The 26,375-nt window shown below is 33.8% G+C and carries 26 protein-coding genes and 2 pseudogenes; 8 read left to right on the top strand and 20 right to left on the bottom strand.

Going from position 1 to position 26,375, the window contains the following annotated elements; translation table 11 throughout:
- Nucleotides 1–57 precede the first annotated feature (57 nt).
- From AC2YHV_RS20705 to AC2YHV_RS20725, 5 genes are all read right to left on the bottom strand, one after another.
- Nucleotides 58–531: a hypothetical protein gene (locus AC2YHV_RS20705; RefSeq protein ID WP_487373981.1), complete on the bottom strand. Its 474-nt coding sequence runs from the start codon at nucleotides 529–531 to the stop codon at nucleotides 58–60.
- 974 nt (nucleotides 532–1,505) lie between these two features.
- Nucleotides 1,506–1,679 carry an anti-repressor SinI family protein gene (locus AC2YHV_RS20710; RefSeq protein ID WP_487374105.1) on the bottom strand — a complete coding sequence of 58 codons (174 nt, stop codon included), beginning with the start codon at nucleotides 1,677–1,679 and terminating at the stop codon, nucleotides 1,506–1,508.
- Between the two features lie 164 nt (nucleotides 1,680–1,843).
- On the bottom strand, nucleotides 1,844–2,215 hold the full coding sequence (locus AC2YHV_RS20715) for a DUF4181 domain-containing protein (RefSeq protein WP_487373982.1): 372 nt from the start codon (nucleotides 2,213–2,215) through the stop codon (nucleotides 1,844–1,846).
- A 76-nt stretch (nucleotides 2,216–2,291) separates the two neighbouring features.
- Nucleotides 2,292–2,552 (bottom strand): CPCC family cysteine-rich protein, encoded by a 261-nt coding sequence (locus AC2YHV_RS20720; protein WP_144481125.1) that lies wholly within the window; start codon nucleotides 2,550–2,552, stop codon nucleotides 2,292–2,294.
- A gap of 252 nt (nucleotides 2,553–2,804) precedes the next feature.
- Nucleotides 2,805–3,965 carry a CapA family protein gene (locus AC2YHV_RS20725; RefSeq protein ID WP_487373983.1) on the bottom strand — a complete coding sequence of 387 codons (1,161 nt, stop codon included), beginning with the start codon at nucleotides 3,963–3,965 and terminating at the stop codon, nucleotides 2,805–2,807.
- Between the two features lie 942 nt (nucleotides 3,966–4,907).
- Here AC2YHV_RS20725 and AC2YHV_RS20730 point away from each other — a divergent pair.
- The gene (locus tag AC2YHV_RS20730) at nucleotides 4,908–6,170 is read left to right on the top strand and encodes an Nramp family divalent metal transporter (protein WP_202187497.1); all 1,263 of its coding nucleotides are present in this window, start codon (nucleotides 4,908–4,910) and stop codon (nucleotides 6,168–6,170) included.
- 492 nt (nucleotides 6,171–6,662) lie between these two features.
- The gene (locus tag AC2YHV_RS20735) at nucleotides 6,663–6,872 is read left to right on the top strand and encodes a hypothetical protein (protein ID WP_487373984.1); all 210 of its coding nucleotides are present in this window, start codon (nucleotides 6,663–6,665) and stop codon (nucleotides 6,870–6,872) included.
- 166 nt (nucleotides 6,873–7,038) lie between these two features.
- Here AC2YHV_RS20735 and AC2YHV_RS20740 read toward each other — a convergent pair whose 3' ends face one another.
- From AC2YHV_RS20740 to AC2YHV_RS20770, 7 genes and pseudogenes are all read right to left on the bottom strand, one after another.
- Complete coding sequence (locus AC2YHV_RS20740) at nucleotides 7,039–7,230, bottom strand: hypothetical protein (RefSeq protein ID WP_487373985.1); 192 nt, start codon at nucleotides 7,228–7,230, stop codon at nucleotides 7,039–7,041.
- 71 nt (nucleotides 7,231–7,301) lie between these two features.
- Complete coding sequence (locus AC2YHV_RS20745) at nucleotides 7,302–7,568, bottom strand: CPCC family cysteine-rich protein (RefSeq protein ID WP_487373986.1); 267 nt, start codon at nucleotides 7,566–7,568, stop codon at nucleotides 7,302–7,304.
- A 117-nt stretch (nucleotides 7,569–7,685) separates the two neighbouring features.
- Complete coding sequence (locus AC2YHV_RS20750; protein WP_487373987.1) at nucleotides 7,686–8,543, bottom strand: alpha/beta fold hydrolase; 858 nt, start codon at nucleotides 8,541–8,543, stop codon at nucleotides 7,686–7,688.
- A gap of 159 nt (nucleotides 8,544–8,702) precedes the next feature.
- Nucleotides 8,703–9,344 carry a VanZ family protein gene (locus AC2YHV_RS20755; RefSeq protein WP_487373988.1) on the bottom strand — a complete coding sequence of 214 codons (642 nt, stop codon included), beginning with the start codon at nucleotides 9,342–9,344 and terminating at the stop codon, nucleotides 8,703–8,705.
- A 373-nt stretch (nucleotides 9,345–9,717) separates the two neighbouring features.
- Nucleotides 9,718–10,809 (bottom strand): annotated as a pseudogene (locus tag AC2YHV_RS20760) (GerAB/ArcD/ProY family transporter).
- Nucleotides 10,810–11,380: 571 nt separating this feature from the next.
- Nucleotides 11,381–11,611 (bottom strand): hypothetical protein, encoded by a 231-nt coding sequence (locus AC2YHV_RS20765; RefSeq protein WP_487373989.1) that lies wholly within the window; start codon nucleotides 11,609–11,611, stop codon nucleotides 11,381–11,383.
- A 187-nt stretch (nucleotides 11,612–11,798) separates the two neighbouring features.
- Nucleotides 11,799–12,173 carry a hypothetical protein gene (locus AC2YHV_RS20770; protein WP_487373990.1) on the bottom strand — a complete coding sequence of 125 codons (375 nt, stop codon included), beginning with the start codon at nucleotides 12,171–12,173 and terminating at the stop codon, nucleotides 11,799–11,801.
- Nucleotides 12,174–12,665: 492 nt separating this feature from the next.
- Here AC2YHV_RS20770 and AC2YHV_RS20775 point away from each other — a divergent pair, with 492 nt between their 5' ends.
- Nucleotides 12,666–12,854 (top strand): helix-turn-helix domain-containing protein, encoded by a 189-nt coding sequence (locus AC2YHV_RS20775; protein ID WP_367411839.1) that lies wholly within the window; start codon nucleotides 12,666–12,668, stop codon nucleotides 12,852–12,854.
- Between the two features lie 520 nt (nucleotides 12,855–13,374).
- Here the strand turns inward: AC2YHV_RS20775 and AC2YHV_RS20780 are convergent.
- A complete protein-coding gene (locus AC2YHV_RS20780; protein ID WP_487373991.1) occupies nucleotides 13,375–14,628 on the bottom strand; it encodes an MFS transporter in 1,254 nt (417 codons plus the stop codon).
- Nucleotides 14,629–14,841: 213 nt separating this feature from the next.
- Here AC2YHV_RS20780 and AC2YHV_RS20785 point away from each other — a divergent pair, with 213 nt between their 5' ends.
- Nucleotides 14,842–15,771, top strand: a complete 930-nt coding sequence (locus AC2YHV_RS20785; RefSeq protein WP_487373992.1) for a zinc-dependent alcohol dehydrogenase — start codon at nucleotides 14,842–14,844, stop codon at nucleotides 15,769–15,771.
- Between the two features lie 225 nt (nucleotides 15,772–15,996).
- Here the strand turns inward: AC2YHV_RS20785 and AC2YHV_RS20790 are convergent, their stop codons facing one another.
- Complete coding sequence (locus AC2YHV_RS20790; RefSeq protein WP_252270635.1) at nucleotides 15,997–16,701, bottom strand: CPBP family intramembrane glutamic endopeptidase; 705 nt, start codon at nucleotides 16,699–16,701, stop codon at nucleotides 15,997–15,999.
- A gap of 89 nt (nucleotides 16,702–16,790) precedes the next feature.
- Between AC2YHV_RS20790 and AC2YHV_RS20795 the strand changes: the two genes are divergently transcribed.
- Nucleotides 16,791–17,516: a MerR family transcriptional regulator gene (locus AC2YHV_RS20795; RefSeq protein ID WP_487373993.1), complete on the top strand. Its 726-nt coding sequence runs from the start codon at nucleotides 16,791–16,793 to the stop codon at nucleotides 17,514–17,516.
- Between the two features lie 193 nt (nucleotides 17,517–17,709).
- Here AC2YHV_RS20795 and AC2YHV_RS20800 read toward each other — a convergent pair whose 3' ends face one another.
- Nucleotides 17,710–17,997 carry a hypothetical protein gene (locus tag AC2YHV_RS20800; RefSeq protein ID WP_487373994.1) on the bottom strand — a complete coding sequence of 96 codons (288 nt, stop codon included), beginning with the start codon at nucleotides 17,995–17,997 and terminating at the stop codon, nucleotides 17,710–17,712.
- 295 nt (nucleotides 17,998–18,292) lie between these two features.
- On the opposite strand from AC2YHV_RS20800, the gene AC2YHV_RS20805 reads away from it, so the two are divergent.
- Nucleotides 18,293–18,637, top strand: a complete 345-nt coding sequence (locus AC2YHV_RS20805; RefSeq protein ID WP_487373995.1) for a DUF6176 family protein — start codon at nucleotides 18,293–18,295, stop codon at nucleotides 18,635–18,637.
- Between the two features lie 311 nt (nucleotides 18,638–18,948).
- Here AC2YHV_RS20805 and AC2YHV_RS20810 read toward each other — a convergent pair whose 3' ends face one another.
- Nucleotides 18,949–19,407: an NUDIX hydrolase gene (locus AC2YHV_RS20810; protein WP_487373996.1), complete on the bottom strand. Its 459-nt coding sequence runs from the start codon at nucleotides 19,405–19,407 to the stop codon at nucleotides 18,949–18,951.
- A gap of 300 nt (nucleotides 19,408–19,707) precedes the next feature.
- On the opposite strand from AC2YHV_RS20810, the pseudogene AC2YHV_RS20815 reads away from it, so the two are divergent.
- Nucleotides 19,708–20,528: pseudogene (locus AC2YHV_RS20815) on the top strand (STAS domain-containing protein).
- A gap of 371 nt (nucleotides 20,529–20,899) precedes the next feature.
- On the opposite strand, the gene AC2YHV_RS20820 reads toward AC2YHV_RS20815, so the two are convergent.
- The 4 genes from AC2YHV_RS20820 to AC2YHV_RS20835 form a co-directional block, all read right to left on the bottom strand.
- Entirely contained in the window at nucleotides 20,900–21,991 is a 1,092-nt protein-coding gene (locus AC2YHV_RS20820; protein ID WP_487373997.1) for a GerAB/ArcD/ProY family transporter, read from the bottom strand.
- 208 nt (nucleotides 21,992–22,199) lie between these two features.
- Nucleotides 22,200–22,697, bottom strand: coding sequence for a GrpB family protein (locus tag AC2YHV_RS20825; RefSeq protein ID WP_487373998.1), 498 nt, complete (start codon nucleotides 22,695–22,697; stop codon nucleotides 22,200–22,202).
- Nucleotides 22,698–22,967: 270 nt separating this feature from the next.
- Nucleotides 22,968–23,426: a VOC family protein gene (locus tag AC2YHV_RS20830; RefSeq protein ID WP_487373999.1), complete on the bottom strand. Its 459-nt coding sequence runs from the start codon at nucleotides 23,424–23,426 to the stop codon at nucleotides 22,968–22,970.
- 76 nt (nucleotides 23,427–23,502) lie between these two features.
- Nucleotides 23,503–24,318 (bottom strand): lipid II flippase Amj family protein, encoded by an 816-nt coding sequence (locus AC2YHV_RS20835; RefSeq protein WP_487374000.1) that lies wholly within the window; start codon nucleotides 24,316–24,318, stop codon nucleotides 23,503–23,505.
- A 271-nt stretch (nucleotides 24,319–24,589) separates the two neighbouring features.
- On the opposite strand from AC2YHV_RS20835, the gene AC2YHV_RS20840 reads away from it, so the two are divergent.
- Nucleotides 24,590–26,308, top strand: coding sequence for a M3 family oligoendopeptidase (locus tag AC2YHV_RS20840; protein WP_487374001.1), 1,719 nt, complete (start codon nucleotides 24,590–24,592; stop codon nucleotides 26,306–26,308).
- Nucleotides 26,309–26,375 lie beyond the last annotated feature (67 nt).

A 26,375-nucleotide genomic window follows, 5' to 3' on the forward strand; every position in this document is an offset into this window, starting at 1 on the left:
GCTGCCGTAGCAACCCCTGTTAATGAACTAAAGCACCCGTTAGTTGAAGAAGAAATACTAATCCTTAATAAAATATTTACCTGCCTCATTTTTAATCCTTGATATTACATCGTTCTCATTAAACTCTAAAGGTATATCACCATTTCGTAGTTCATCAATCATTTCACTTATCTCATACCACTCCATCAAATCATTTGGATAATCTAAATCCGAAGCAACAATCCGATAAATCATATAAGCAAAATCAAAGGTCAATGAATGGTTATTTTCTTTAATAATTTCATTTGCTAAATGACCTATATAGGCTCTAGCACATATCTCAAGGGTTGGTTTCTCTATTACCAATTCATTCAAAGCTCTTTTAAAATAAACTTCCACTTCGAAAATATTTTCGTCAAATGGAAATGAAGAAATAATATTTACGGATGGTGATGACACGTCGGTTTTTATCAAGTTGTGCGACCAATTTACATAATCCTCAGTCGAAATAGTTCTCTTTTGAATCTTGTAAAATAAAGCATTTGTTTCCATTTTATTTACCGCCTTATAGGTTCTATTCCTACAACCAGATTATAATCCTTATTAAACTAAACTGCCCCTTTAGTTGCATAAGAAAAGGAACTGCTGTTCAGATCCTGGTAATGAAGTAAAGCACCCGTTAGTTGAAAAACTATGCTTTTTTATTTTGGGTGTTTTCGTATAGACTGATGCTATAAGGGGGCATAAAACACTCCTTTTAAAAACAAGCAATCAAGAATACAAGAAGGATTAACGCACCTATTAACGACATTAAAAACGTTGTGATCAGCAAGGTATGGCGTAATGGTGACTTTATTTTGAAGGCTTTATAGCAAAACAAAATTCCTAACACCAATGCAATTAGAGAGCATATTTGTCCAAACCTTGTATCCAATTTATCTGTCATAAAAACCAACGCATACAAAACAAGCATATGAATAGTAACAAGAAGTATACAGATTGTATTTAATATTTTAGCGTTTTTTGAAATTTCCATATTTCACCTCTAAAATCTACTATTATCCAAATCACACCATTTATATCTTCAACTAAACTGCCCCGATAGTTCCATAAAGAAAAGCTGCCTTAAAGACAGCTCTGATCTTCAGCTAAAGTACCCTTTAGTTCAATAAAGGCTATTAAATTTTTTCTAAATTTTTATTGAGTCTGATAATCCAATACAATACTATCCACGGAAGTATGAACTTTGTAGCCCATTCAATTACATTAGGAATTAAATATGATGAGTTTATATTAAATAACGGAAGTATTAGCCAAAGTACCAATAAAACTATGATACCAATAATTAAATTTTTCATTTAGATAGCCCCCCTATAATCACATATTACCATAATAACCCATTATTCTTCTTCAACTAAACTGCCCCGTTAGTTCTATAAAGAAAAAGGAAGCCTCAGCAACCTGCCTTATTGTAGAGTTGACACAAACTGTACAACAGCATAAAAGGTGAAAATAAAAAAAGGACCTTATCGAGGTCCCGAAGATTGATTTAAGAATTCTTTAATTTCATCAATAGATATACCAGATTCTTTAGCTAAAAGAATTAAATGTATCCACTCAATATCTAAATCAATATTTGAGTCAACCTCAATAATTAATTTGATGATTTTATACCTCCTTAATAAACTTGAGAATGATATATCTTTTCCAACGAGGTTTTAACAATAATTATCTGATAACTTATTCTACGACTAGAAAGCCTCAATAGTTTCATAAATTTCCTTAATGAACTAACCTGCCCCGTTAGTTCATTAAGGACACAGTAAAAAAGTCCCTTATTGGGGCTGTTTTTATTTAGATAATATTAAATTAAGTAAAAGCCTGTGACCAAAACAAAAAGGTAAATAAACATAGAGTATAGAGTTAAAATGTATTCCTTTTTTTCTCTTTTATATTGCCATTCCATGAAAGTACGGAAACTTAATGAAATAAGGAAGTAGCCAATAAGCAAGGGGATAGTATTATCAACAAACCATATTAAGATAAGAAACGCAATTAGCATAGACGTTTCAATCCACTTCTGAAATTTATTAACACTTTTGTAAAAATGACCCTTACTTTTGTCAATCTTTAATTTCTTCTTCAACCAACGTTCAAACACTATTGCAATAATTAAAAACGCTATAATAAAAATGATGTAATTTAACAAAAAACTCACCTGCCCCTTTAGTTGCATAAAGAAAAGGCTGCCTTAAAGAAAGCTCTAATCTTAAGCTAACGCACTCGTTAGTTTAATAATTCCCTATATAAACTCATATCGGTTTCCAATTTGGATCCTTTATATCGGAATTATTTGGTTTTCTTACATTTTCCGAAAAATCTAGATCGCTAACGCCAAATTTTATAAAGTTTTGTTGTGACTCTCTAAAAGAAATTTTATTTGCACCGTCTTCATCTGGATATTCATATTGGTAATTATCATCTTCCCAAAAACAAATTCTACAAATATCATGCGTTCCTGGAGGTTCTTCATCTAATGTTTTATATCCACAACAAGGACAAGTATATTTCATACAATCACCTCGACAATTCTTATGAATTTTACATTATTTCTTGTTCAACTAAACTGCCCCGTTAGTTCCGTAAGAAAAAGGTTGCCGCAGCAACCTTTTATGTTCATCTGTTGGTTCAAGCCGTTTAGCTGGAACATGGTGAATAGTGTTTACCTTATTAGGAGGAATATGCGGTCCACCGGCTACATAGCCGGTGGCTTTTTCATTATGTAAAACAATTAGTTTTTTCCAATGCCAAAGACTGTACTTTCATTAAAAATCAAATGACAGTTCAGGCATGAATTGATTCATATGTTTTTGGATTTCGTTATATTTGTCAGACTGATCACTTAAGGTTTTCATTGGAATGATCTCATATGGGCGGTTGACCCAGGTTGGCAGGAATTTTGGATTTTGCAGTTCGATTTTCACATCATCCCCGGTTTGGATTTTCTTTACGCCAATTTGCATAATACCGCCGATGTCTTTGTAATCTCCCAGCTGGCCGGATAAGAAATTCCCTAACGAATAAGCAACAAATGCCCGTTCGCCATTTGGTTTTGTAAGCCATGAAACAGGCTGCAAAACGTGTGGGTGGTGGCCAATAATAATATCAGCACCTGCATTAGCTGTCGTTTGAGCAAGCAGCTTTTGTTCATCATTAGGCAACCGTTCATACTCTTTGCCGAAATGCAGACTGACCACAACGACATCTGAAACTTTCTCTGCTTCTTTAACTTCCGTCTGGATTCTCGTGGTATCAATTAAATTCACAAGATGCGACTTCCCCGCAGGAACAGGAATCCCGTTCGTTCCATACGTATAGCTGAGAAACGAAAAGGTAATATCGTTTCTTTTTAATATTCGAATGATCTTCTGGTCTTCAGACGATTGATAAGCTCCTGTATAAGGCATCCCAATACTGTTCCAGTGGTTAAGCGCATTCAAAATGGCCTTTTCTCCTCTGTCAAGTGTATGGTTATTGGCGATTGTCACGAGATCAACCCCGTTTGCCTTTAGAGCATCTCCCACCTCTACTGGTGAATTAAAGGAAGGATATGAGGAAAGCCCTAATTCTTTCCCGCCAATCATCGTTTCCTGATTAGCCACCGTAATATCCGTTTTCCCCAGATAGGGCTTCACAAATCGGAACATCGGATTAAAGTCATACGAGCCGTTTGACTTGCGGGCGGGTATATACACCCTATCGTGAATTAAAATATCTCCCACAGCGCCTATGGTTGCTGAAGTTACTTTTTGTTTCGGAACAGGTGTATGAGCTTGAGATGAAGCGTTGTCGGGTTTAAGTTTCTTTTTATTTTCTGCCTTTGTTTCCGAGACTTTTGGTTCCTCTTGAAATTGACCTTTTAAAAATGGTGCAAGAATCCATAACAAACACATAAATGTAGCTAGAAACACTAGTATTCTTTTCATGGCAAATGCTACCTCCTACTATTATAGTAGGGTGTTTTTAGGAAATAACAACAAAAATATCTATTTGATATTTAAAATGAACATCATTCGTTTGAAACAGAGTACGAAATAGGAAAAAAAGTAAGACATATCATGTGTTGCTATATCAGATATGTTTCCTGTATCTGAAAGCACATGTCGAACAGCTTTTCAAGAAATAGAAATACCTTGTAAGTTTTGGGTACACAGTAGACTGTTGAAAAGTGTTACTTTTGGAGATAATTTGCATTTTGCACGTAAAAGAATCAACTGTAGGGATTGATCAATAGGTCCTCCTGACCCCCATATTAGCGTAAATAAAAAGAATCCATTTTGAAAAAGATAATCAAAATGGATTCTTTTCTAGTGATTTAGTATAAAGTTTTTATAATATAGTATGATTATTTTTAGTGATCCTTATAGAACTAACACACCCTATAGTTTAAGTAGAAACATTCACAATCTCTTCTAAACTTTAACATAATCCGATTCCTAAAATGTGTTGTTCTAGAATCTGGTGCAATACAAAAGGACGCCTTCTTATTAAAGAAAAGCGCCCTTTAAAGGAATAAAACAACTGGCGTTTTAAACATCTTTATTGTAAAAGCATCAACTTTATTCGTAATGAAACACCTTTAAAATTCAATAAGTCCAGTACTACTTTCTTTTTTTTGAGAGTTTTTGTATTTTTTTAAAATTAATAATTATCATTATATTACTAAAATTATTAATTTTCTTAAAAAATAATCAATGATATAATAGTTAAAATAAAGAAAAAAGAATTTTACAATAACAACTTAGATCCACAAAGTGATCAATTTCACTTTATTTTTCTATATAGAAAAGGAGGCCATTTTTATTTAACTCTTAATTTTGGAATAAAATTTGAAAAGGTTATCATCAAGAATACAACGGGGGATTACAATGATAGAACAAAAACATACACAAATTGAGCAAGATCTGGGGGTAAAAAAAACTTCCATTATTGGACCTGGATTGATCGTTGCTGCTACTGGCGTAGGTGCAGGTGATTTAGTTGCCGCACTTGTGGCAGGTACAAATTATGGCTTAGTATTTCTTTGGGCGATTCTTATAGGTTCTATTCTTAAATTCGCTTTAAATGAAGGCGTTGGTCGTTGGCATTTAACAAGTGGTAAAACTATATTAGAAGGCTGGCACCTAATGGGTAAATGGGCAACAGGTTATTTTGGTGTTTATTCAGTCATTTGGGGCTTTGTTTATGGTGCTGCCGGTACAGCTTCATGTGCGCTTGCTATGGCGGTATTATTCCCTCAACTTTCTTTAACTCAATGGGCAATCATCCATGGATTATTAGCATTTATATTAGTATGGTGGGGAAAATATAAAACATTTGAAAAAATCATGAACGGGTTAATCGGAATCATGTTTATCACAGTTGTTGGATCTGCCCTTCTAGTCGTCCCACAACTTAGTGGTATTTGGGGGACTGCTGTACCGACACTTCCACAAGGGTCATTAGTATATGCTCTCGGTTTAATTGGTGGTGTAGGTGGTTCACTAACAATGGCTTCTTATGGTTATTGGTTACAAGAGAATAAATGGAAGGGATCATCTTTTATACGTGCGGTTCGCTATGATTCTGCGATTGCATATATAGTTACTGCGTTGTTTACAATCTCACTTCTTGTATTGGGTGCGGGATTATTATATGGAACAGATGTTAATATTAGTGGAGAAAAGGGATTAGTAGAGTTTGCTTCAATCTTAGGTAATGAACTACATCCATCTGTTCAATATTTATTCTTAATTGGATTCTGGTCAGCTTCATTTACTTCTGTACTTGGAGTATGGAATGGTGTTCCTTATTTATTTGCCGATTTCATTAGATTAATTCGTCATCAAGACATTAGTAATAGTGATTTAAGTAAAACAAAGGCATATCGTTTCTATGTATTATGGTTAACATTCCCTCCAATGTTACTACATTTCATAGGAAAACCTGTTGGATTAATCATTGCATATGGCGCACTAGGATCTATCTTTATGCCTTTTATGGCAATTACTTTGCTTTATTTACTTAACAAGAAAAAATATATTGGTACGCTTGATCGTCATCAGTGGCTATCTAATATTGCGCTAGGCGTTAGTATTTTACTATTTATTATTTTAACTATTAATGAATTAAAAAATATATTTTTTAGTTAATCGTAGACAAATTAGTATGTGATGTACGACTTCTCAATATGAATCAAACCGTACTCCAATTGTATTATAAATTGGAGTACGGTTTTTGTTGCCAAAAATGCTCTAGCCCCCATTTAGACAATTTTTATGTTTCACTTCTACAAGAATATGGCCCGATTGTTAAACACAAGTTAAAAACCTCTCTTCAACTAATCTGCCCCTTTAGTTCATTAAGAAAAGCCGCCTTAAAGACAGCTCCGATCTTCAGCTAACGCACCCGTTAGTTCATTAAGACTTATCGCAGAGTTGACACAAACTGTGCAACAAACAACGGGCACAGGTATCTCCATTCATTTTCTCTTATTGATTATTTTGTAGGCGTAAAAGTAAAATTCATTGCAGACTGTTTAGACGCACTTTTTTTTATGTATTACTTTACAAAAGGAATTTATGTTAAAAAATTCTAAAAAAGGGTAAACACAACTTTATACATTTGAGGAGGTTATGCTTGCTATGAAATTTTATAAACATATCCTTGTTCCTTTTTTAGTCGGTCTTTTTTGCTTCTTATGTTTCTCTATTTACAGCTATACCATAAAAGGCACGGATTTTTTTACGCAAGAGTCTTTATTTAGGGCAATTGGCGTCTTCATTGGCGCAATACCGGTTTCATACTTAATTGAGTATCAAAAAAAGAAAGATAAAAATAAGTTTAATAGTTAAGTGTTTCTAATTTGTTTCCTTTATTTAATTTTGTTAGAAAAAGTTATTGCGTCACAGTTCGATTACACTGTGCTTGTAGAACTATCCTGCCCCGTTAGTGCCATAAGAAAAAGCTGTCTTAAAGACAGCTCTGATCTTCAGCTAACGCACCCGTTAGTTCATTAACTCAATCTTCATACCCTTTTCTTTCTTTTGTCATATGTAAAACTAATGCTACAAATAATGAGATAAAGAAATAGCGTAAATCAATTTTTACACAACCAATACATCCAGTTAGGTAATCATAGGCAGCGAAAAGCAAAAGAAATATTGATAATGCATAGAATAGTTTAGCAGCACTTTTGTTTCTTGTTTTCATAAATCCTCTCCCGACAGCCAAGATAGCAGTATTACTCTTGAAGTATAGCACCCATTAGCTGAAGACTTTCTTTAAATTAAGGGTTTCCAAACAGGGTCTTTTACTTCTTTCTCATTAGGTTTTCTTACAAATTTAATACAGCCTTCTTCACATGCCCCACTCTTAATGAAGTTTTTTTGTGCCTGCCTTAATGAAACTTCATTTGCCCCGCCTTCGTAATCAGGGTCCCGAAATTGAACACCGTCATCTTCCCAAAAGCATATTTTGCAAATTGCATATGTATCAGTTGGTTCTTCATCTAATGTTTTAAATCCACAACAAGGACAAGTATATTTCATACAATCACCCCAATACTTATATCATACCTCTTGTTCAACAATTCTGCCCCGTTAGTGCCATAAGAAAAAGGCTGCCGCAGCAACCCCTGTTAATGAACTAAAGCACCCGTTAGTTCATTAAGAATAGGTTTTTGTTGTCAGCCCTTTGAAATCAGAAACCATCTGAAGGAATTTTTCTTTCTCTTCTAAATACGGTACGTGATTACTTTTTTCAAAAATATAAAGTTTGGAATTTTTTAAACCTGCATTTATTTCTTCAGAAAAAATAAGAGGACATTGGGCATCGTATCTTCCACAATAAACAATGGTCGGGATAGTAACCTGATACAGTTCATTTTGAATGTCGTAGTTTGGCAAGTCATTAAAGGAATAATAATCTAGCCTTTTTTGTACAACTTTTCCACTGCTCGGTTTCTTAAAATATTCATCCCATCTTTCTATGTTATATAAAGACATATTAGTCCATTCTCTGTTAGCATTTCTTCGCTCTTCAGTGGTAGAGTCAGGAGATTTTAATACAGCAAAAATCTTTTTAAGTTTTTTATTTAGTGGACTACGAGGACTATAAATACTGCCTTCGTGTTCCATATATCTTTTAGTAGCAGTTGCTCCTCCAACTAATAGTTTTGTCAGAGATTTTGGAAACATTGTTGCATAAATTAAACCAAGCATTCCTCCAGTTGAATGCCCTGCAAAGCACCATTTATTATAATTTAACGCTTCTCTAATAGCCTCTAAATCCTTAGAGGTTTCCTTCATACTTAATTCATCTTCTATACCTGCTTTGCAAGAGTTTCCTGCTTCTTTTAAGTTTATTAGATAAACTTTGAATTGACTTACAAAAGTGTCGGCGAAATAATAACCTAATTCATTAAATTCACTATATAAATGGGTAATACACACTGGTTCTCCTTTTCCTTGGGTAAAGATCTCAAACTTTCCACGAGATGTACTTATAAACATTCTCTCCCACATAACGATCCCCCTAAAAACAAAAATGTATATTATTGTAAATTCGGCATTTTTTGGAGAAAATCCTTCCAAGTTACTGTTGAACTAAACTGCCCCGATAGTTCCATAAAGAAAAAGCTACCTTAAAGACAGCTCTGATCTTCAGCTAACGCACCCGTTAGTTCAAATTTGCAACCTTTCAGATTGCCCCTTACTTATAAAATGATTAAACAAAAGATAGATATATACCCCTATCACACCTCCAAGGGTATTTAGAATGACATCATCAATGTTTGTTGAACGAGCATATAATAAAAACGCTGACCCTGTAGAATTTTCAATAAAATGAATTAGTTCAATCCCAATAGAGATAAGCATTGTAACCATAATAGTCTTTTTTTTACTTGTTAAGATGCTAAGAGACATTAGTGCAAAAGCTAATGGGGTCAACATTAATAAAGGACCCATTAGTTGTGAAATTTCTGATTCTAAAATTGTTTTAAAAGGAACTAAATTTAGCAATGGAGTTGTTGAAGATATAACTCGACCTTCCAAATAATGCCACACTGGAATAAAGGTAACTACCTGATGTAATGAGCATAAATACACAATAAAAGCAGTTAGAACGACTAACTTATAAAAATTATTTACTATCGTTTTTTTTATCAAAAATATTACACAAACTGTTATAGGAATACAATTGATATAAAGCTCAATGAATTTTATACGTAAAAAACTAGAATCATAATTAAATTTCAATATTAACGGGATAAGGAAATAAAAAGTAGGAATAAGAATTGTAAACCATTTCACATTTTTTGACATAGCGAACCTCTTTCTTCACAAAATCATATGAACATTTTAACATTTATTTATAATGACTTTGTCCAAGTATTAAAATCTTGTTAAACTAACCTGCCCCTTTAGTTCCATAAAGAAAGAGCTGCCTTAAGACAGCTCCAATCTTCAGCTAACGCACCTGTTAGTTGCATAAGACTTATTGTGATTTCTGATTCTGTTTATAAAAGGGCACTGGAATGATGCCTCCTATTCAGAACAATATGGGAATTATAGAAGTGAATTTTTCTAAATAGGTTACTTTCATTAAGTGCGGGTAGAAGGTTCAAATTAGCTGTAGTTGCTAGGACCTAATATCATTAAATTACATTAAAGGAGAAATTAAAAACGTTATGAAATATTAGCTTGAATCGACTCCCTTTCTATTTCTTTTCCGTATAACAGCAATCACTAACAATAACAGAGGAATAATCGTTTGTATCAATATTCCATGAAAAGGGAAGACGTTGATATCATTACGATCAGCATCCATAGAGCTGGGCAACGACCAAAAACTGAATATGACAATCAAAATCCCTATCGGCCATACAACAGGCCGATAGTCGGAGAGGTTCAGCCACTGTGCTGTACCTATAGCAGATGCATAATAAAAAACGGAAATTTTCACAAACGCCCCTACTATCCATACCGCCATGACGGCGGACTCTACATGTTCAAAAAAGTCGGCCACACTGATGTACCGAGATACATTCATCAATGGATAATTCTTTGTGGATGTTGTTGACCCAAGTACAAATAGAACTATAAGATTCACCACAATTAACGTCATCATCACGGTAAACACAGTCATCATCCCGTGTTTCATCCCTTTTTTCTTGTCAGCCAAGAAAGGGAGGAGAAAAATCATCAGGAAAAACTCGCTGAACCATCCACCCGGTACAATCGCTCCCTTGATTGGAGGCATAATTCCATTCCCCAATATCGGGAATATTTCCTTGAATTCAATATCAGGGATCAGTAAGAGGATTAAGATAATGATTGGGAAAATAAAAACAGGTACAAACAATTGGGCAGCTCTCCCCAACACCTCTATCCCTCCGCGAACGCTAAAGGCACAGAGGAGTACCAGCGATGCCATGATCACGCTAATCGGGGTATTGACCAAAAAAGAGCCAACAACAAATTCTCCGTAGGTTCTAAGGATTAGCCCCTAAAAAAACAAGAATAAAAATCCGAGAATTTTCCCCGGAATCAACCCAATAATCTGTTCACTGAATTGGATCACCGTTTGTTTCGGATAAAGCTTGTGCAGTTTAATAGCGATATATACCGTCAGATACCCTATGAGCGCAGCAAAAATGGGGGAAAGCCATAAATCGGTTCTGGCATAGTTGGCTGTGATGCTTGGAACTCCGAGAATAGCCGTTGCCACAATCGTCGGATACATCATGAATGCCATCTGTAGAGATGAAATTTCCCCTTTCTCCATCATCTTCCTCCTTTCTACTGCATGAGGTAAACAATATCCACCTCATTCACGAGCTTTTACTTTTCCATAAACTCTCCACACGGCTTAAAAAGAGTTTCAATCCATGCAGAGGTCCTGTCATAAATTGAATATTGAACAAACCTATAGGGAGGAGTAAAAAAAGCCCCCCCTCTTTATCAAGCAGTCCCGCCGGGGGTATGTTTACGTATTTTAGAATAACGCTGTTTAAAATGACTTTAAATCCCAGTATCATACTTTTTACTTAGCGTGAACGAAGAGGATCAAAATTATCCCGATAACAACAAAATCCAAAATATTACTGTAAGATTTAACTAAAGGAATGTCACAGTTCGAATACATACGCTTCTTGAACTAACCTGCCCCGTTAGTGCCATAAGAAAAAGGCTGCCGTAGCAACCCCTGTTAATGAACCAAAGCACCTGTTTGTTCTATAAGACTTTTCGCAGATTTGACATAAAATGCATACTAATTGGGTCTATCAGAAAAAAGTGTAAAACATAAAAAGCGACAGCCCTTACATCCCAAAAGAAGGGGAAAGGTTTGTTTTAACAATTTAATTACTTTCCTCACTTTCCTCTTGATCGCCTTGTTCGTTTAAAAAATGCAAAACGATATACTGTGACCATAAACCATAACCAAAATAAAAAAGCATGGATTTCCAGCCTTCCGAATCTGGAAATCCTACATTTGGATAAAACATAAGATGAAAACCTATCAACGCTCCATTAAAAAACGAAAGTGTGGAAGCAACTACAAAAATCCTTTTGACTATTCTCTTACTCATTCCAATACCACCCTTTTTATATTCTAGGGGGACAGCCATATCAATCAGGTCACCCCAAAAACGATAAATGTTAAAAGAAAATTTCATTTTGAGTGTGCATAAAATTTAAACTTGATAGCGTTGGGGTGGTAACTCGCATTAAGTAAAAGTCAATCGCCCTCATAATCGTCTTAAGCGACACGTTATTTTACGAAGAAGAGCCACCCCTATTGGAAGAACTAGAAGAATTGGCTGATACTGCAACCGCACCAGCACCACTTGAACTTGACCCACTTGAACTATTTGAACTATTTGAAGAACCACTAGAACTACTGCCTGAACCAGTATTAGAAGAACTGGAACCATTGGTTGTTGTTGAATCCTGACCTGTACCACTTGAACTTGACTCGGATGAAACATCAGAACTACCTGAACCTATATCATAAGAGTTCGTTTTCTGTTCATCATCTATTTTACAGAACCACCAACACAATAAAATATTAAAGCCTATTCCAGTTACAAATAGAACTACAATTCCAATTTCAGTATTTAAGAATTTCTGATAAAAAGCTGTATCATACATTTCATCACCCTGTTTTAGTCTGTGTAAAACAAGCATTTTAAATGATTGTGAAAATATGTAAAGTAATTGGGGGGGTTCAAGGTGTATTTTGACCTTATTAGCTTGGGTATTAAATGTGCGTTAATGTAAATGATTTGTACATTCACTGCATCAAAATTGGAAAGATGAAAACAAAGTAAACAAATGAAATGAGCAATATAAAAAATCCTCCCCATGTGAAATTAGGAGGTTCATCTTTTTTATTTTTGTCATTGGCCATTTATATATCTGCTCCTATTTGGAATTATGGAGTTTAGTTTATGTAAAACTATAAGTAGTCATCCCCTTTGTTTTAGGGTGGAACTGATTATATTGGTAGCGCTGTTGACGTTCATATATTGGCCCCTAACGTACCGTATACGGGGCGTTAATTTACCTTATAATAAGTGTTATAAAGCCCAGTAAAGGCTAAATGAGCTTTAAAACGATAAGGTTTTTTTTGGGGGGTAGTTCATGAAAAAGAAGTCTAACAAGATAACAATACCCGAAGCAGCAGAGATTTTAGGAGTTAGTAAGGCAACCGTTACCTATTGGGCAAGAACTGGACATTTTAAGGCAGAAAGGGAAAAAGATAGATGGGTGATTGACAAGAAATCCTTGCAGGAGTTTAAGGATTCTCAATTTACAGGGGGAAACCTTTGAAAAAGTATCCGGCTGCTAAACGAAGCACCCTGGCGAATCCATAGGTAACTTAATACAGTTATACATAGTTAAATAAAATGTAAGTCTACCCTGGTAGGTCAGATACGGTTTATATAAATTTTCAATTTCATATTTCGAACGGGTCTTGTACGAAGACACAAAGATAAGTACATTGGGGACATGAATTTGAGTACATAGAGTTATTAATCCACTCAAAACCGCACCAATTTAATCTCTAACTGTTTTGAGATACAAAATCGAGTACATTATATACAGTCATATAAATTCATCAGTAAACACAAAGGGGAAGGAAATATCTATATCCTCCCCTTTTTCGAACACAACTTTTTTTTAATCTTCTTGATTATTTTATAAAAAGCTTGATTATTTTTGTGATCCTTAATGAACTAACGCACCCGTTAGTTCATTAAGACTAATTGCACAGTTTGTGTCATAACGAAACAAAAGACATTCTACATTAAATAAGCCAACGGAACCGTTGGCTTATTGTCTAAAATATTTACAATTGGTTTTCAAAGTTTTTGCTAGATTCATCTATAGATATTGTTAAATGCTTTCTAGAGGTAATAAGATTAATAAATGAAAAACTTAAGGATATCGAGGCAACAATAAATACAACTACAATGCTGTATCGCTGGCCAAGTATCCCCATCATAAGAGTTGATATCCCGAACGTTACCATTATTAAAGTACTCTGTACTGCATAAACCTTAGCCAAAAGCTTTTCCCTAAATAAACTTTGGATGATTGTATGAATAGAAATCATCCTCAGTTCTTCGAATAAACCAAACATACCAATCAGTAAAAGAGAAATGGTGGGATTTACATTAAGTCCAAATAAAAGAGTCATTAGAAAGACCATAAAGCCTCCAAGCAATAGCACATTCCGAATATTTTTGTTAATGAAATCAGATTGTCTATATGCAAGTATTCCGGCTAGAAATAATCCAAATAATAAAGAGGTGTTTATATAACCCCACCACTCAGTTCCTACACCTAGCCTTATGTTTATAAAAGGGTATAGAATGGACGATACCCAAACTGGGCTAGCTATAGAACTAAAAATTAGCGTTAAATGGAGGACACGCAGCCTCTTATCTCCTGCAATTATTCTCCAGCCTTCAAACATTGAAGTCATTTTACTTTCCTTTACTGATAGTTCTTCAAATTCTTCAGATTGTTTCTTTTCTTCGACTTTAACGAATGCCAGCAAGAATGTTGATAATACATACAAACTAAACGTCAACATTAATAGCCCATTCGAATGCAAAAATGCTGCTAATATACCACCTGCAGCCCATCCACCCATCTGAATGAATTGATATATAGAAGACATAAGGCTATTTGCTTTTAATAAGTTTTCTTCCGAAACAAGTTGAGGTATTAATGCACTACTTGCTGGATTAGCGAAACTATCTAAAAAAGTGATAAAGAAAATAATTATATAAACCGTTTCAATTGAATCTTCCGATAATAATAATGATACGTACAGGGTTAGCACAAGTAAGATACAAGTTTTAACTAATTGAGAATTAAATAAAATCTTTTTTAATTTGTATCGATCTATGAGTAGTGGTGCTAATAAACCTCCTAAAAACCCTCCAAGCATATTTATTACAGGAACCAACGAAACATAAAATAAAGAATTTGTTACTTTGTAAACGCTTGTTATGAGCGCAACAATATAAAAAACATCTCCAGCATTTGCTAAAGATTGTCCAGCCATCAATACATTAAATGATTTATTCTTCAATGCAAACAACCCCCTCTTATATAATTTTCTGAGAGAAAGAATATTTGTTTACATTGGTTTCAAATGAATAATTCTTGTATTTCATTGTGATATATAATAAAAAATCTAATATAAGAGGGGGTGTTTGTTTATTTATAATGGTAATATTTGTATAAGTAATAATAACATATAGAAGTATGCTGTAGACATATTTTTTAAGGAAAGGTGTAGGTTATGGAACAAAATTCACTAGTGTTATTAGGAAAAAAGAATTTGAAATGGGTCCGAAATATTATACCGCCTCTAAAAAAAGATGAAATTTTAATAAAAACTATTGCAGGGTCTATTAGCATTGGGGCAGAGTTGCCTCAATTTATGGAAAACGATATAACGGATCCCACACCAACTTATCCTAAGGAAACTGGGTATGAAAGTTACGGAGAAATTATAGACGTGGGTGAAGAAGTAAAAAATTTAAAGATAGGTGACAGAGTTGTTGCATTTTATGGTCACAAAGATTATGGAGTTACTAAAGAGGAAAAGGCCATTCCAGTTCCAAATAATCTTCATTATTCTCATGCGCTGCTTATTATACTCTCATGTGATTCTGCTAAAGGGGTTTTAAAACTTAATCCAAAAAAAACAGATAAAGTTTTAATTACAGGTATGGGAACTATGGGATTATTAACTGTTTATTTTTTGAAAAACTATTTTAGTGTTGAGTATATTGATGTGGTTGAACCCAATTCAAGCAGAAGCGATCTAGCTAGATTTTTAGGAGCGAATAATGTTTTTAAAAACGGAATTAGTTCTCCTAAAGATTTTTATGATTATGCTATTGAGTGTTCTGCTCGCAATGAAGCATTTAAAACACTTCAACAATCAATACGCAAAGATGGTGAAATTTGTATCCTCTCAGATGGAAACAAGGAAAAATTTGAATTGCAACCAGAGTTTTATATTAAAGAATTAAAAATAGTCGGTTCAAGTGATGGTTATGATTATAGAAAACACTCAGAATGGTATTTAAACAGCGTAAAAGAGACTGGCTCCCTTTTAAAAAAGATATTCGAAAGTAAAATAACCAAACAAGAAATATGCCGATGTTTTGAGGAATTGAGTGAAGGGAGAATTAATCCCTTGAAAATCTTGATTGAATATTAACAGACTTACAACATACTTCGACTACACAACGCTAATTGAACTAACCTGCCCCTTTAGTGCCATAATAAAAAAGCTGCCGTAAAGACAGCTCTGATCTTCAGCTAACGCACCCGTTAGTTTAAGTATATTCCTTCACAAACTTTGTTGATTTTACATAATTAATCTTTTTCATCTCTTGTATCTGGTAGTTCGCATTGTATGTTCCGGCTACTCATAACAATATCTTTATCCCAAACTTGTCAACAAAACCATAATTCCATTAGTTAAACCGTGAATAATAACTGATGGCCAGATCGAATTAGTTCGTTCATACGCTAAAGCAAAAATGATACCACTAAAGAAATTTACTGGCATTACATTATATGTTGGAATATGAATAATTGTAAAGATTGTTGAGCTAAGTAAAATTGCTCCAATAAATCCTATGCGTGTACGTAACCAGCGATATAAAAAACCGCGATAAAAAATTTCTTCGTATATTGGTGAGATAACTGCGGCAGAGATAAAGGCAATTAGAACCGTAACGAAAGTTACGTTTTGCTGTATTGCCTCTGTTTTGCTGTTCTCCCACGAATTCCCTATAAAACTAGTAAGCACTACAATTATCACGGCACCAACCATTAAGATAACAGAAAATACAACAATGATTTTCCAATCCTTCACAGTGAATTTTTTTATCCCTACTTCACTCCAAGAAAGTTTTTTCGGGCGGAGAGCAATAAAATAAACACCTAAAATTAGAATAATTGCTATTGTCAATCCCATTAATGTTCCAGCATATAGAACATTATCGAACCAGTGAGAATAAATTGGGTGAACAACGAATTTAATACACCCAATTACAAATACAAATTCAAGTAACATTAAAAATATAAATTCTTTCAAACCCCAACGGTCTTCTTCCTTCCAGTTCATTTCAGTTGTTTTCAACCGGCATCACTCTTCCTTTATATGGTATAATCCAACTATATTAGATGACGTTACGTCACCTGCAAGCTTTAATTTTAGGAGGGAATGAAATGAAACGATGGACTACAGGACAGGTATCAAAACAGCGAAATCTCTCCGTTCGCACACTTCGTTATTACGATCAAATTAATCTCCTCACACCAAGTTTTAAGGATGATAATGGACGACGATATTATTCAGAAGAGGATTTGTTTAAATTAGAAAAAATCATCATTCTAAAATCACTTTCACTTCCACTCGAAAATATTCGCGATTTATTAGATAGACTATCCTATAAACAAATTCTAATTTCGCATCATAATTATTTACAAGATGGACTTTCCAAACTTCAAACAAGCATTTCTAATACAAAATCTTTAATTAATATGATTGACTTGGAAGAATCTTTGTCTTGGGAACGTGTCTCTCAACTTATTCAAATTTCACAAAATAGCTCTAAAAAATGGATTGACTATTTTGAAGTTGATGAAAAGGTAATCTTGCAAGAGACAATTCCAAATCTCGGCAACAATGATTGGACAACACATCAGTATATTTCTTTGCTACGACGAATTGAGTGGTGTATAAAACACGATATTAAACCTGAATCAGACGAAGGTCATCAAATTGCTTGCGAGTTAATAGAAATATCAAATGATACTTTTCAAGGAGATACGAAGTTGATGGATAAGTTCTGGGAAGTCAGAAAACTGCCCTCTAAGGAAACGGGCCTATACCCGATTTCGGAAGAAGTACTCGAGTATGTGGAGCGTTGTATTGCTAATGTAACAGGTTAGGAATAATTATATAAATGGTCGGGGTAATTAGCATAATATAATAAATACAACTGGCTTAATCAACTAATCTGCCCCTTTAGTTCCATAAGGAAAGAGCTGCCTTTAAAGACAGCTCCGATCTTCAGCTAACGCACCCTTAGTTCATTAAGAAAAGTGAAATTTCTTTAAGAATCGCGCCCTTTAGTTGAAGAAGTTACATGACATTCTCTATTTCTTTTTTCTTAAATATGCCTACCAGTAGCATAATAAGTCCTACGATGAAACCGAATGGGAACAAGTACCACATAATCAAAGCTGCCCAACCATTCCCAACAGTAAATGCGTATGTTAGCCCTACCGCAAAAGATAAGAATGGCGAAATTGCCAACATAAGAGCAATACCCCAAACAATGAGTTTTCTTTTTTTCGACTTACCTTTGCTAAGTTGATAAGCTACAAGTGCTCCTATAAATGCAATTCCATACCCTACGGCAAATGCCATCTTTTGTTACTCCCCTCTCTAAATTTCACAATACTCTTATATATGTGTACCTCTGCTGATTTAGATTAATGTATATCCCCCTGATTTTAACATAAATATCCAACCATCTTTAAGAAGTATCTTTAACAAAATGGCCCAATTGTTGAATAAAGATCAACAGACTCTTCAACTATCCTGCCCCTTTAGTTCCATAAGACAAAGATGTGCCAAGGCAACTCCCTTATTGCACCTGTTAGGTTAAAAACTGCTAAAATATGTAATATAAGCAAGATAACTAATTAAATGGGGGAGAAATATGAATGTAGAACTAACAAGATTTAGAGTTAAGGAAGGTAAATCGGAACGGGTAGATGAATGGTTAAAGTTTCTAAACGAAAATATGAATGATGTGCTGATAACTCTTGAAGCCGAAAAAATGTATGTTGAAACTATATTTAGAGAACATCTAAGTGGTGATGAGTTTTTATATTGGTACTCTGTCCAGGGTCAAGGCGGACAAGAAGTGCAGGAATCAGACCACTGGATAGATAAGAAGCATTTAGAGTATTGGAAAGAATGTATTGATGAAACATTCAGACCTGTTGATTTGAAAACGGAAGTAGTTATGATTCCAGAAAATATAAGTCAAAATATGAAATGACCTCTACTATTTGAGGTCTTTTTTTGCTCTTTTTGATATTTAGCCTTTATTTTTAATCTCTTCCAACAGAGGAGATGACCCTTTCATTCTGTTTAATTATTGTTTGATTTTGATTTCTCATTTTTGTAAAGTCAAATAAAAATATTAATAAGATTGCTATTATAAGGAAAGCCATAATTCACTTCTAACCTTTACTTTTCTCTAAATTATACCAGTTCTTATGCAACTATCCTGCCCCTTTAGTTCCATAAGAAAAGGAGCTGATGATCAGCTCCTGGTAATGAAGTAAAGGACTGTTAGCTTAATATGAATTATTTACTTAGTTGTTCATTATAAATACTAATTGAATGTACCTTCTCTTTTAATAAGTTATCTATTATTTGCTTTAGTACCATGGGTTCACGTAGTTCTTCATTATCAAATTTCACAAGGTCATTCACCTTAATCCATCTACTGTCTAAAATTTCATCTTCTTCAAGATTTAATGAACCACCATTAACCTCACCAGTAAAATGAAATAGAATTACTTGATTGTTTGTACTACTGATAAAATTATATACACCCGTTGTACCATTAAGTTTTACATCATAGCCTGTTTCCTCTTTTACCTCCCTACGAGCTGAATAGAGAATGTCTTCACCATATTCAATGCGTCCACTTGGAAAGTTCCACTTATCAATAGCAGTTGGTTTATTTTCTCTAATTATTAAGACTTCATCATCTCTGAATATTGAAACACTAACTACTAAAACTATCCCATTATGAGCCATCCTTTTCTCCTCAAGTATTTAATTTTATATTTATTACTACCTTTTTCTCTAATTAACACCTGATTACCTTCTACTACCACTAACCTGCCCCGATAGTTGCATAAAGAAAGAGCGGCCTTAAAGACTGCTCTGATCCTAAGCTAACGCACCCGATAGTTTAAGTAGAAATCTTCACAATATTAATTAACATAAATATCATCCATTTTCCTTTAAATTAGAAGTTTTTTGTGTAAATGGGTTTAGTAATTAAAATAATAGGGTATTTATGATTTGGCATATATAAAAAGAGGAGATTTAATTATGGATTTGTCACTTGATATATATAACTTAATGAATTTCATCGAAGAAAATAACGAGGATTTTGAAGATTCATTATTAAACGAATCATCTAATGTGAAAGACAAAATTGAAGAAATATTAATGGTCGGTAATATTGACCTGATAAATAATGCCGGTAGGCTGGTTCGATACATTATTGAGGGTGAAGAACAAGAGCTTCAATCATTTGCTAAACAAGAAGGTATAGCTTGGGCGACACACGAAATACCATTAACTTTCAAATTAGAGTGGGTGCAAGCCATTCGAAGAACTTTGTGGAAGTTCCTACAAGGATATAACGAGGTAATGAATCACGTTATTAATGAAGAGTTTTTTTCGGTAGAAAAACAAATAAATAATCAAGTAGACAGGTTTTTAAATGTTTTTTTTATCACATATTCTCAATACAAAGATTCATTGATAACGGCTCAAAGAGAATTGGTCGAAAATCTTTCTGTACCAATAATCCCAATAACACCCACTATATGTATTTTGCCTTTAATTGGTGCGATTGATCTTTACCGAACGAATATTCTAGAGGAAAAAGTTTTAATAGAGATTGGAAAATTAAATATTCACCATTGATTATGGACTTATCTGGAATTATGGAAATGGAGACTGAGGTAATTGATCATTTAATGAAGATTATTGACGGCACTTCATTAATGGGATGTACCACTGTGATTACCGGGTTAAGACCTGAAGTGGCTAGCAATATGATACGCTTAGGAATGAGATTAAATGAAAAAGCACAAACATTAGGAACTTTACAACAAGCGTTGAATAAATACTTAATAAGTTAAATACGGAGAATCTTAGAGGAGGGTCGCTTTGTCGACTCTTTTTCCTTTTTCAATATATTCTGACCAACTGTCTAAATATTTTATTCTGCCTAGCAGTTACATCTTTGTATAAAAAATATAGTTAGGTATTTAATTCAACACCAATCAATTCGTTTTCTTCTTCAACTAAACTGCCCCGTTAGTTGCATAAAGAAAAAGCTGCCTTAAAGACAGCTCCGGTCTTGAACTAACTATCACACCTTTTGTTCAATAAGACATATCTCAGATTTACGCAAACTGTGAGAAAGAAATTCTGTATAATAGCATCATTTAAATGGATAATCAACGTACTGTCTTACATTTTATTCTGTTTTTATAAAAATGAAGCTATGTTATAAACGCTTCCTCCATTTTTTTATACTTATTAAAACCAAAAGAAAAGATAAGTATAAAACAATAAAGCACACGCTGTATGGATTGATTATTTTTTTTAATACATATAAGGAATCGACATCGAAAAAAAGAATACAGATAAGTAGTATGATTATGGACATTACCCATAAGGGATACTTTTGCTGGACATTGAATAAGCGTTTGACACCCCTGCTGGCAGCCCACAAAGGGATTAGCATATTCGGTATGATAATAATGGCCCACCAAGAAACCAATATATATTCGAAGCGTTGAATAAAGGGTAATTCGATGACACTGCTCAATGTGAGTGTTGGCCATAGGACGAGGGCCAACTGTTTCTGTGAATAAAAGACTGTCGAAACAAAATAAATTAATAGGAGCAATAACGTGGTGGCTAAGGCTCCTCCGTGGGCATACTTTTTTGATGATTCGGCACTCTTGATGAATGGATAATACATCAGGATCATTTCAAAACCAAGCATTGATAATGAAACACTTCTAGTTCCTTTCATTATTTCGATTAAAGTATGATCGAAAACAGGAAGAAAACTGGTGAAATCAGCGTATTTGAAACCATATAATGGTACAAATAAAAGCCAGTATGAAAGGACTACAGATAAAAAGGCGATCCCCGTAACAGTTCGGAACCCTCCCGTATGTATATAATAAATCAGGATCAGGAAAACCAAAGCTAACGCCCAAGAAGGTATTTCCTCAAACATCCAAATATGAACAACATTTATATAGCCGATAATGATCGTCATTCCAAGGATAAAAAAATAAACAATGAATAAGAGGCTGAAGAAATTCCCTATCCATTTACCCAATGCATAATGATTAGCAGAAATGATATCACCAGGAACAATGCTAAAAATCTTATATATAAGCCAAATTAATATATGAACAATCAGGCCGGCTAAGAGTATGGAGATCCAGCCATCCGTTCCTGTCGCCTTAGCTAAATCTCTTTGAAAATTTAACACACCCAATCCTATTTGCATAGTATGCACTAAAAATAACACATAGAATGGCGATACCTTATACTTTTCATTAACGCCAGCTTGGTTCATACGGGATCCTCATTTGTATCACTCATATTTCTCATTTTTATAATCTGGCTTTTATAAGAGAAATTTATTCAAATAGTTAAAAACTTTAAGTACACAGTACGAATACTCTACGCTTATTGAACTATCCTGCCCCTTTAGTGGCATAAGAAAAAGCTGCCTTAAAGACAGCTCCGATCTTCAGCTAACGCACCCGTTAGTTCATTAAGGATCACAGTTTTTTAAACTCTGGTGTTTCAATAATTCTTTGAAAAAACTCATTTTTGGCTTCCCTGTACTCATCCATTTCTTTTCCTTCGTAATTCCTCTTTAAATCATCGTATTCCTTTCGATATTTATCATTTATTAATAAAACATCTCGGAACTTCCAAAAGAAATCAAATTCAGAATTAATTACATTTAATTGCACACCGAGAGGAGGAACGGTTGAATCATCTTTAAATGCCCTGAAACTGTCGGTTTTAACACTACCTTCATTTAGTTCATATAAGGCTGAAAGTGTCTGAACTGCCATTTGGAATTGTTCAGTAGTAACACGCACTTGTATATCTAAATCACCCTTTGTAAGGCAATTAGGGACAGCTGTACTTCCAACGTGCTGGACATCAGCTTCTGGCAAACGTTCTTTGATTAACTTTTTGTGTAAGTAGAAAGTTTTCTTTACCTTTTCGTAAAAAAGACTGTTGTCAAAAAAATTTACTTGCTCCATATAACCCTCCCCACAAGAATTTCTTTGCTACTAATTTTACCTGTAGGTTTGGAATAAAGGTTGATAAAGAAATTCTAGTCCATCCTATTTAACAGCACATGAAAAACCTCCATTTTGAGAAAAGATTGATCAAAATGGAGGTTTTCACTTTAACCAAGTATGAGACTTTTATAAAAAGGTTTAAATTATTTCCTTGTGTTGCTCAACAATCAAGCCCGATTGTGGAAATAAAAAATTAAAATTCCTAATTCTCCTTTAAATAAGGGCTTTTTATTTCATGTGTTTCTTTTTCCAATCTACTAACATCATCATTTTTTCGTTATCAGGAAGTTCCATATCTAGTGGTGTTATTAATTCTAATGAATTGCCATCGGGATCATAAAAATAAACAGCAGCATGATGTGGATTATTTTTAAATACTAACGGTTGCATCTTTGGAGAGAAACCAAAAGAAGTACGAACTTCAATATTTACAGATTCTAGCCACGCCTTCACTCTTTCAATTTCACACTTATCTACTTTAAATGCTAAATGACGAATGGATGGGTGATATGGAAGATTTACTGTTTCATTTTCCCAAAGACCTAACCAACTTTCCCCCTTTACAATCCAAAAGAAAGCCAATTTTTCTTGTTCACTAGCGAGTTCTAGACCAAGCTTTTGATAAAATTTAATCGATTCCTGTAAATTACTTACAGGCAGATGTGCTTCATATAGTCCTCTAATCATTTCAATACTCCTTTAGTAGTTATACTCAAAATAGTAAAACAATTCTAGCGATATCAACATACAAATCAGATATTTATTAGACAATAAATTTAGTAAACCACACAATATATCCTGCCCCTGGAATAAAAAATACTTGGGCTAGAATCGTTCCTAATAAACGAGAAGTAACCATCATAAGAGATACACCCTTGAGATTAAGGTAACTGCCCTTTTGATTTATTACGTCATCAGCAAGGATAGATATTTTAGGGTCAATAAAAATTATAAGTAAAATTGTAGCTATTCCATTTATAAGGCCCGATGCCATAATAGCCGTTGTTGCCCTTTCTGGAGCTATTAAAGCAGCATATAACGCAGATAACACTCCAATTGTATAGATTGCAGTTATTACCATATTAATTAAAAACAATCTTATGGGAATATCTTTTAATCTAATATCCTTTAAGTAAGAAAACTTTGGTAAATGAATGTGTTTTATCCCACGCTTAATGTATTCGAAAGTTAACCCCTTTTTAATCAAAGATGGTATAGAACCTCTTTCTTCAGATAAATGAACAATAGCCCTTGAAAAAATAGCAATAAAAGTAGGAAGTAAAAGAATACCTATTATTGTTCCTAATGTTGATGAACCAATAATGATCCTGTATTGGTTTTCAACAAACTCTAGTGTATTTACTTTAGGAGCATTATCAACCAGGCTCCCTGTAAATGGTTGCTGCATCATATTCGCTAATCGAGAAATCATAACCATCAAGTTAAATAAGGATAGAGCTGAAGCTAACAATCTTACTCTTGCACCAGATAATCTGACTGCATATGCAAGTGTTTCGATAGAATGGATAATAAATATAAATAGAGATATAAGAATTAATTTTTCTGTTAAGAGTTCCAAAACAAATTACCTACTTTAATATATTTCTTCCCATATTACCACATATATTCCCAATTTATGTTAGGGAACTAACCTGCCCCGTTAGTTCCATAAGAAAAAAAGCTGCTAATCAACTCCTAGCATTGAAATAAAGCACCTGTTAGTTGAACAACAAAATCCTTTTCAAACTGAATATCTCTTTTGTAACTTTAACTTTAACTATTTTAATGATAAGGTTTTACTAATAAAAGGAAATTATCAAAGTGGTTATTATTTAGAAGGAGGAATGACGGTGGCATTTTCAGATTTCCAGTACGCTCGCCCAAATCGTGAAGAAGTAGAGAGAAGGTTCCATTTAACGATTGAAGAATTCAAACTCTCCTCAACTGCTCAAGAACAAGAAAAAATGATTAAAGAAATTAATCAAATTCGTAATGAAGTAATGTCAATGGGATGTATTTGTTCCATTCGACATTCAATTGACACGACAGATGAATTTTATAAAAATGAACTTAATTTTTTTCATGATTTTCTCCCAATCTTAAAAGGATATGAAACCAATTATTATAAAGCGTTAGTGGCTTCACCATTTCGTAGTGAATTAGAGGAACAATATGGTACTCAACTTTTTAAACTTGCAGAGCAAAAATTGAAAACATATGGTGATGACGTTATCGAAGATCTCCAACAAGAGAATCATTTAACCTCCCAATATGTACAACTTATTTCCTCAGCCAAAATCTCATTTCTTGGAAAAGAATATACACTTGCACAATTACAACCATTTATAGTTCATAGCGATAGGGATATAAGAAAAGAAGCTGTCAAAATGCATACAAGCTTTTTTGTAAAAAACAAACAAGAACTTGACGATATTTTTGATAAACTCGTTAAAGTACGAACAACTATTGCGAAAAAACTTGGGTTTCCAAGCTTTGTTGAGTTAGGGTATGCGAGAATAAATCGCACGGATTACGATAAGGGGATGGTAGAGAATTTCCGTAAACAAATTGAACAGTTTATTGTACCAATTGCTTCTAAGTTGAAAGAGCGTCAACGTAAACGTATTAATGTTGATACATTGATGTTCTATGATGAAGGATTTGAGTTTCCAAGTGGTAATGCAATTCCTAAGGGAGATGCGAACTGGATTATTGAAAAGGGTATCGCTATGTACAAAGAACTTTCACCTGAAACAAATGATTTCTTTCGTTATATGGTAGAAAATGACCTCATGGACGTAACCGCGAAAAAAGGAAAGGTGAGTGGTGGATATTGTTCATATATTTCAAGTCATCAAGCCCCGTTTATTTTTTCAAACTTTAGTGGTGTATCACACGATATTAAAGTCCTAACACATGAGGCAGGTCATGCATTCCAAAAGTATAAAAGTAGTCATTTTGATATTCCAGAATACGCTGGACCAACATTTGAAGCTGCTGAAATTTTTTCAATGAGCATGGAATTTTTCACTTATCCATGGATGGAAAACTTTTTTAAAGAAGATAAAGAGAAATATTACTTTTCTCATTTAAGTGGTGCGTTATTATTTTTACCTTATGGTGTAGCAGTTGATGAATTTCAACATCGTATGTACGAGCAACCTGAATTAACACCAATTGATCGACATGCAATTTGGAGAGAGATTGAAAAGAAATACCTACCACATCTCCAATATGGCGACAATGAGTATTTAGAAAATGGTGGATTTTGGCAGAGCCAAGGGCATATTTATCAAAATCCTTTCTATTATATTGATTATGCTTTAGCTCGAATTTGCGCATTTCAATTTTGGAAAAAAATGATTGAAAACCACGAAGAAGCATGGAACGATTATTTAAAAATTTGTGAGCAAGGTGGAAGTAAATCGTTCTTACAATTGGTAGAAATAGCAAATATAATTTCTCCATTTGAAGATGGATGTGTCGAGTCGATTGTTGGTGTAATTGATAATTATCTAAATACGATTGACGATATTACTTATACACAAAAGAAAATAATAAGTCCGTAACAAAACTACTTGATAAATAGCTATCTACTAAATAAAGTTCAGACCATAGTATATATGGTCTGAACTT

This window comes from Peribacillus sp. SRI_006 (assembly GCF_057586375.1).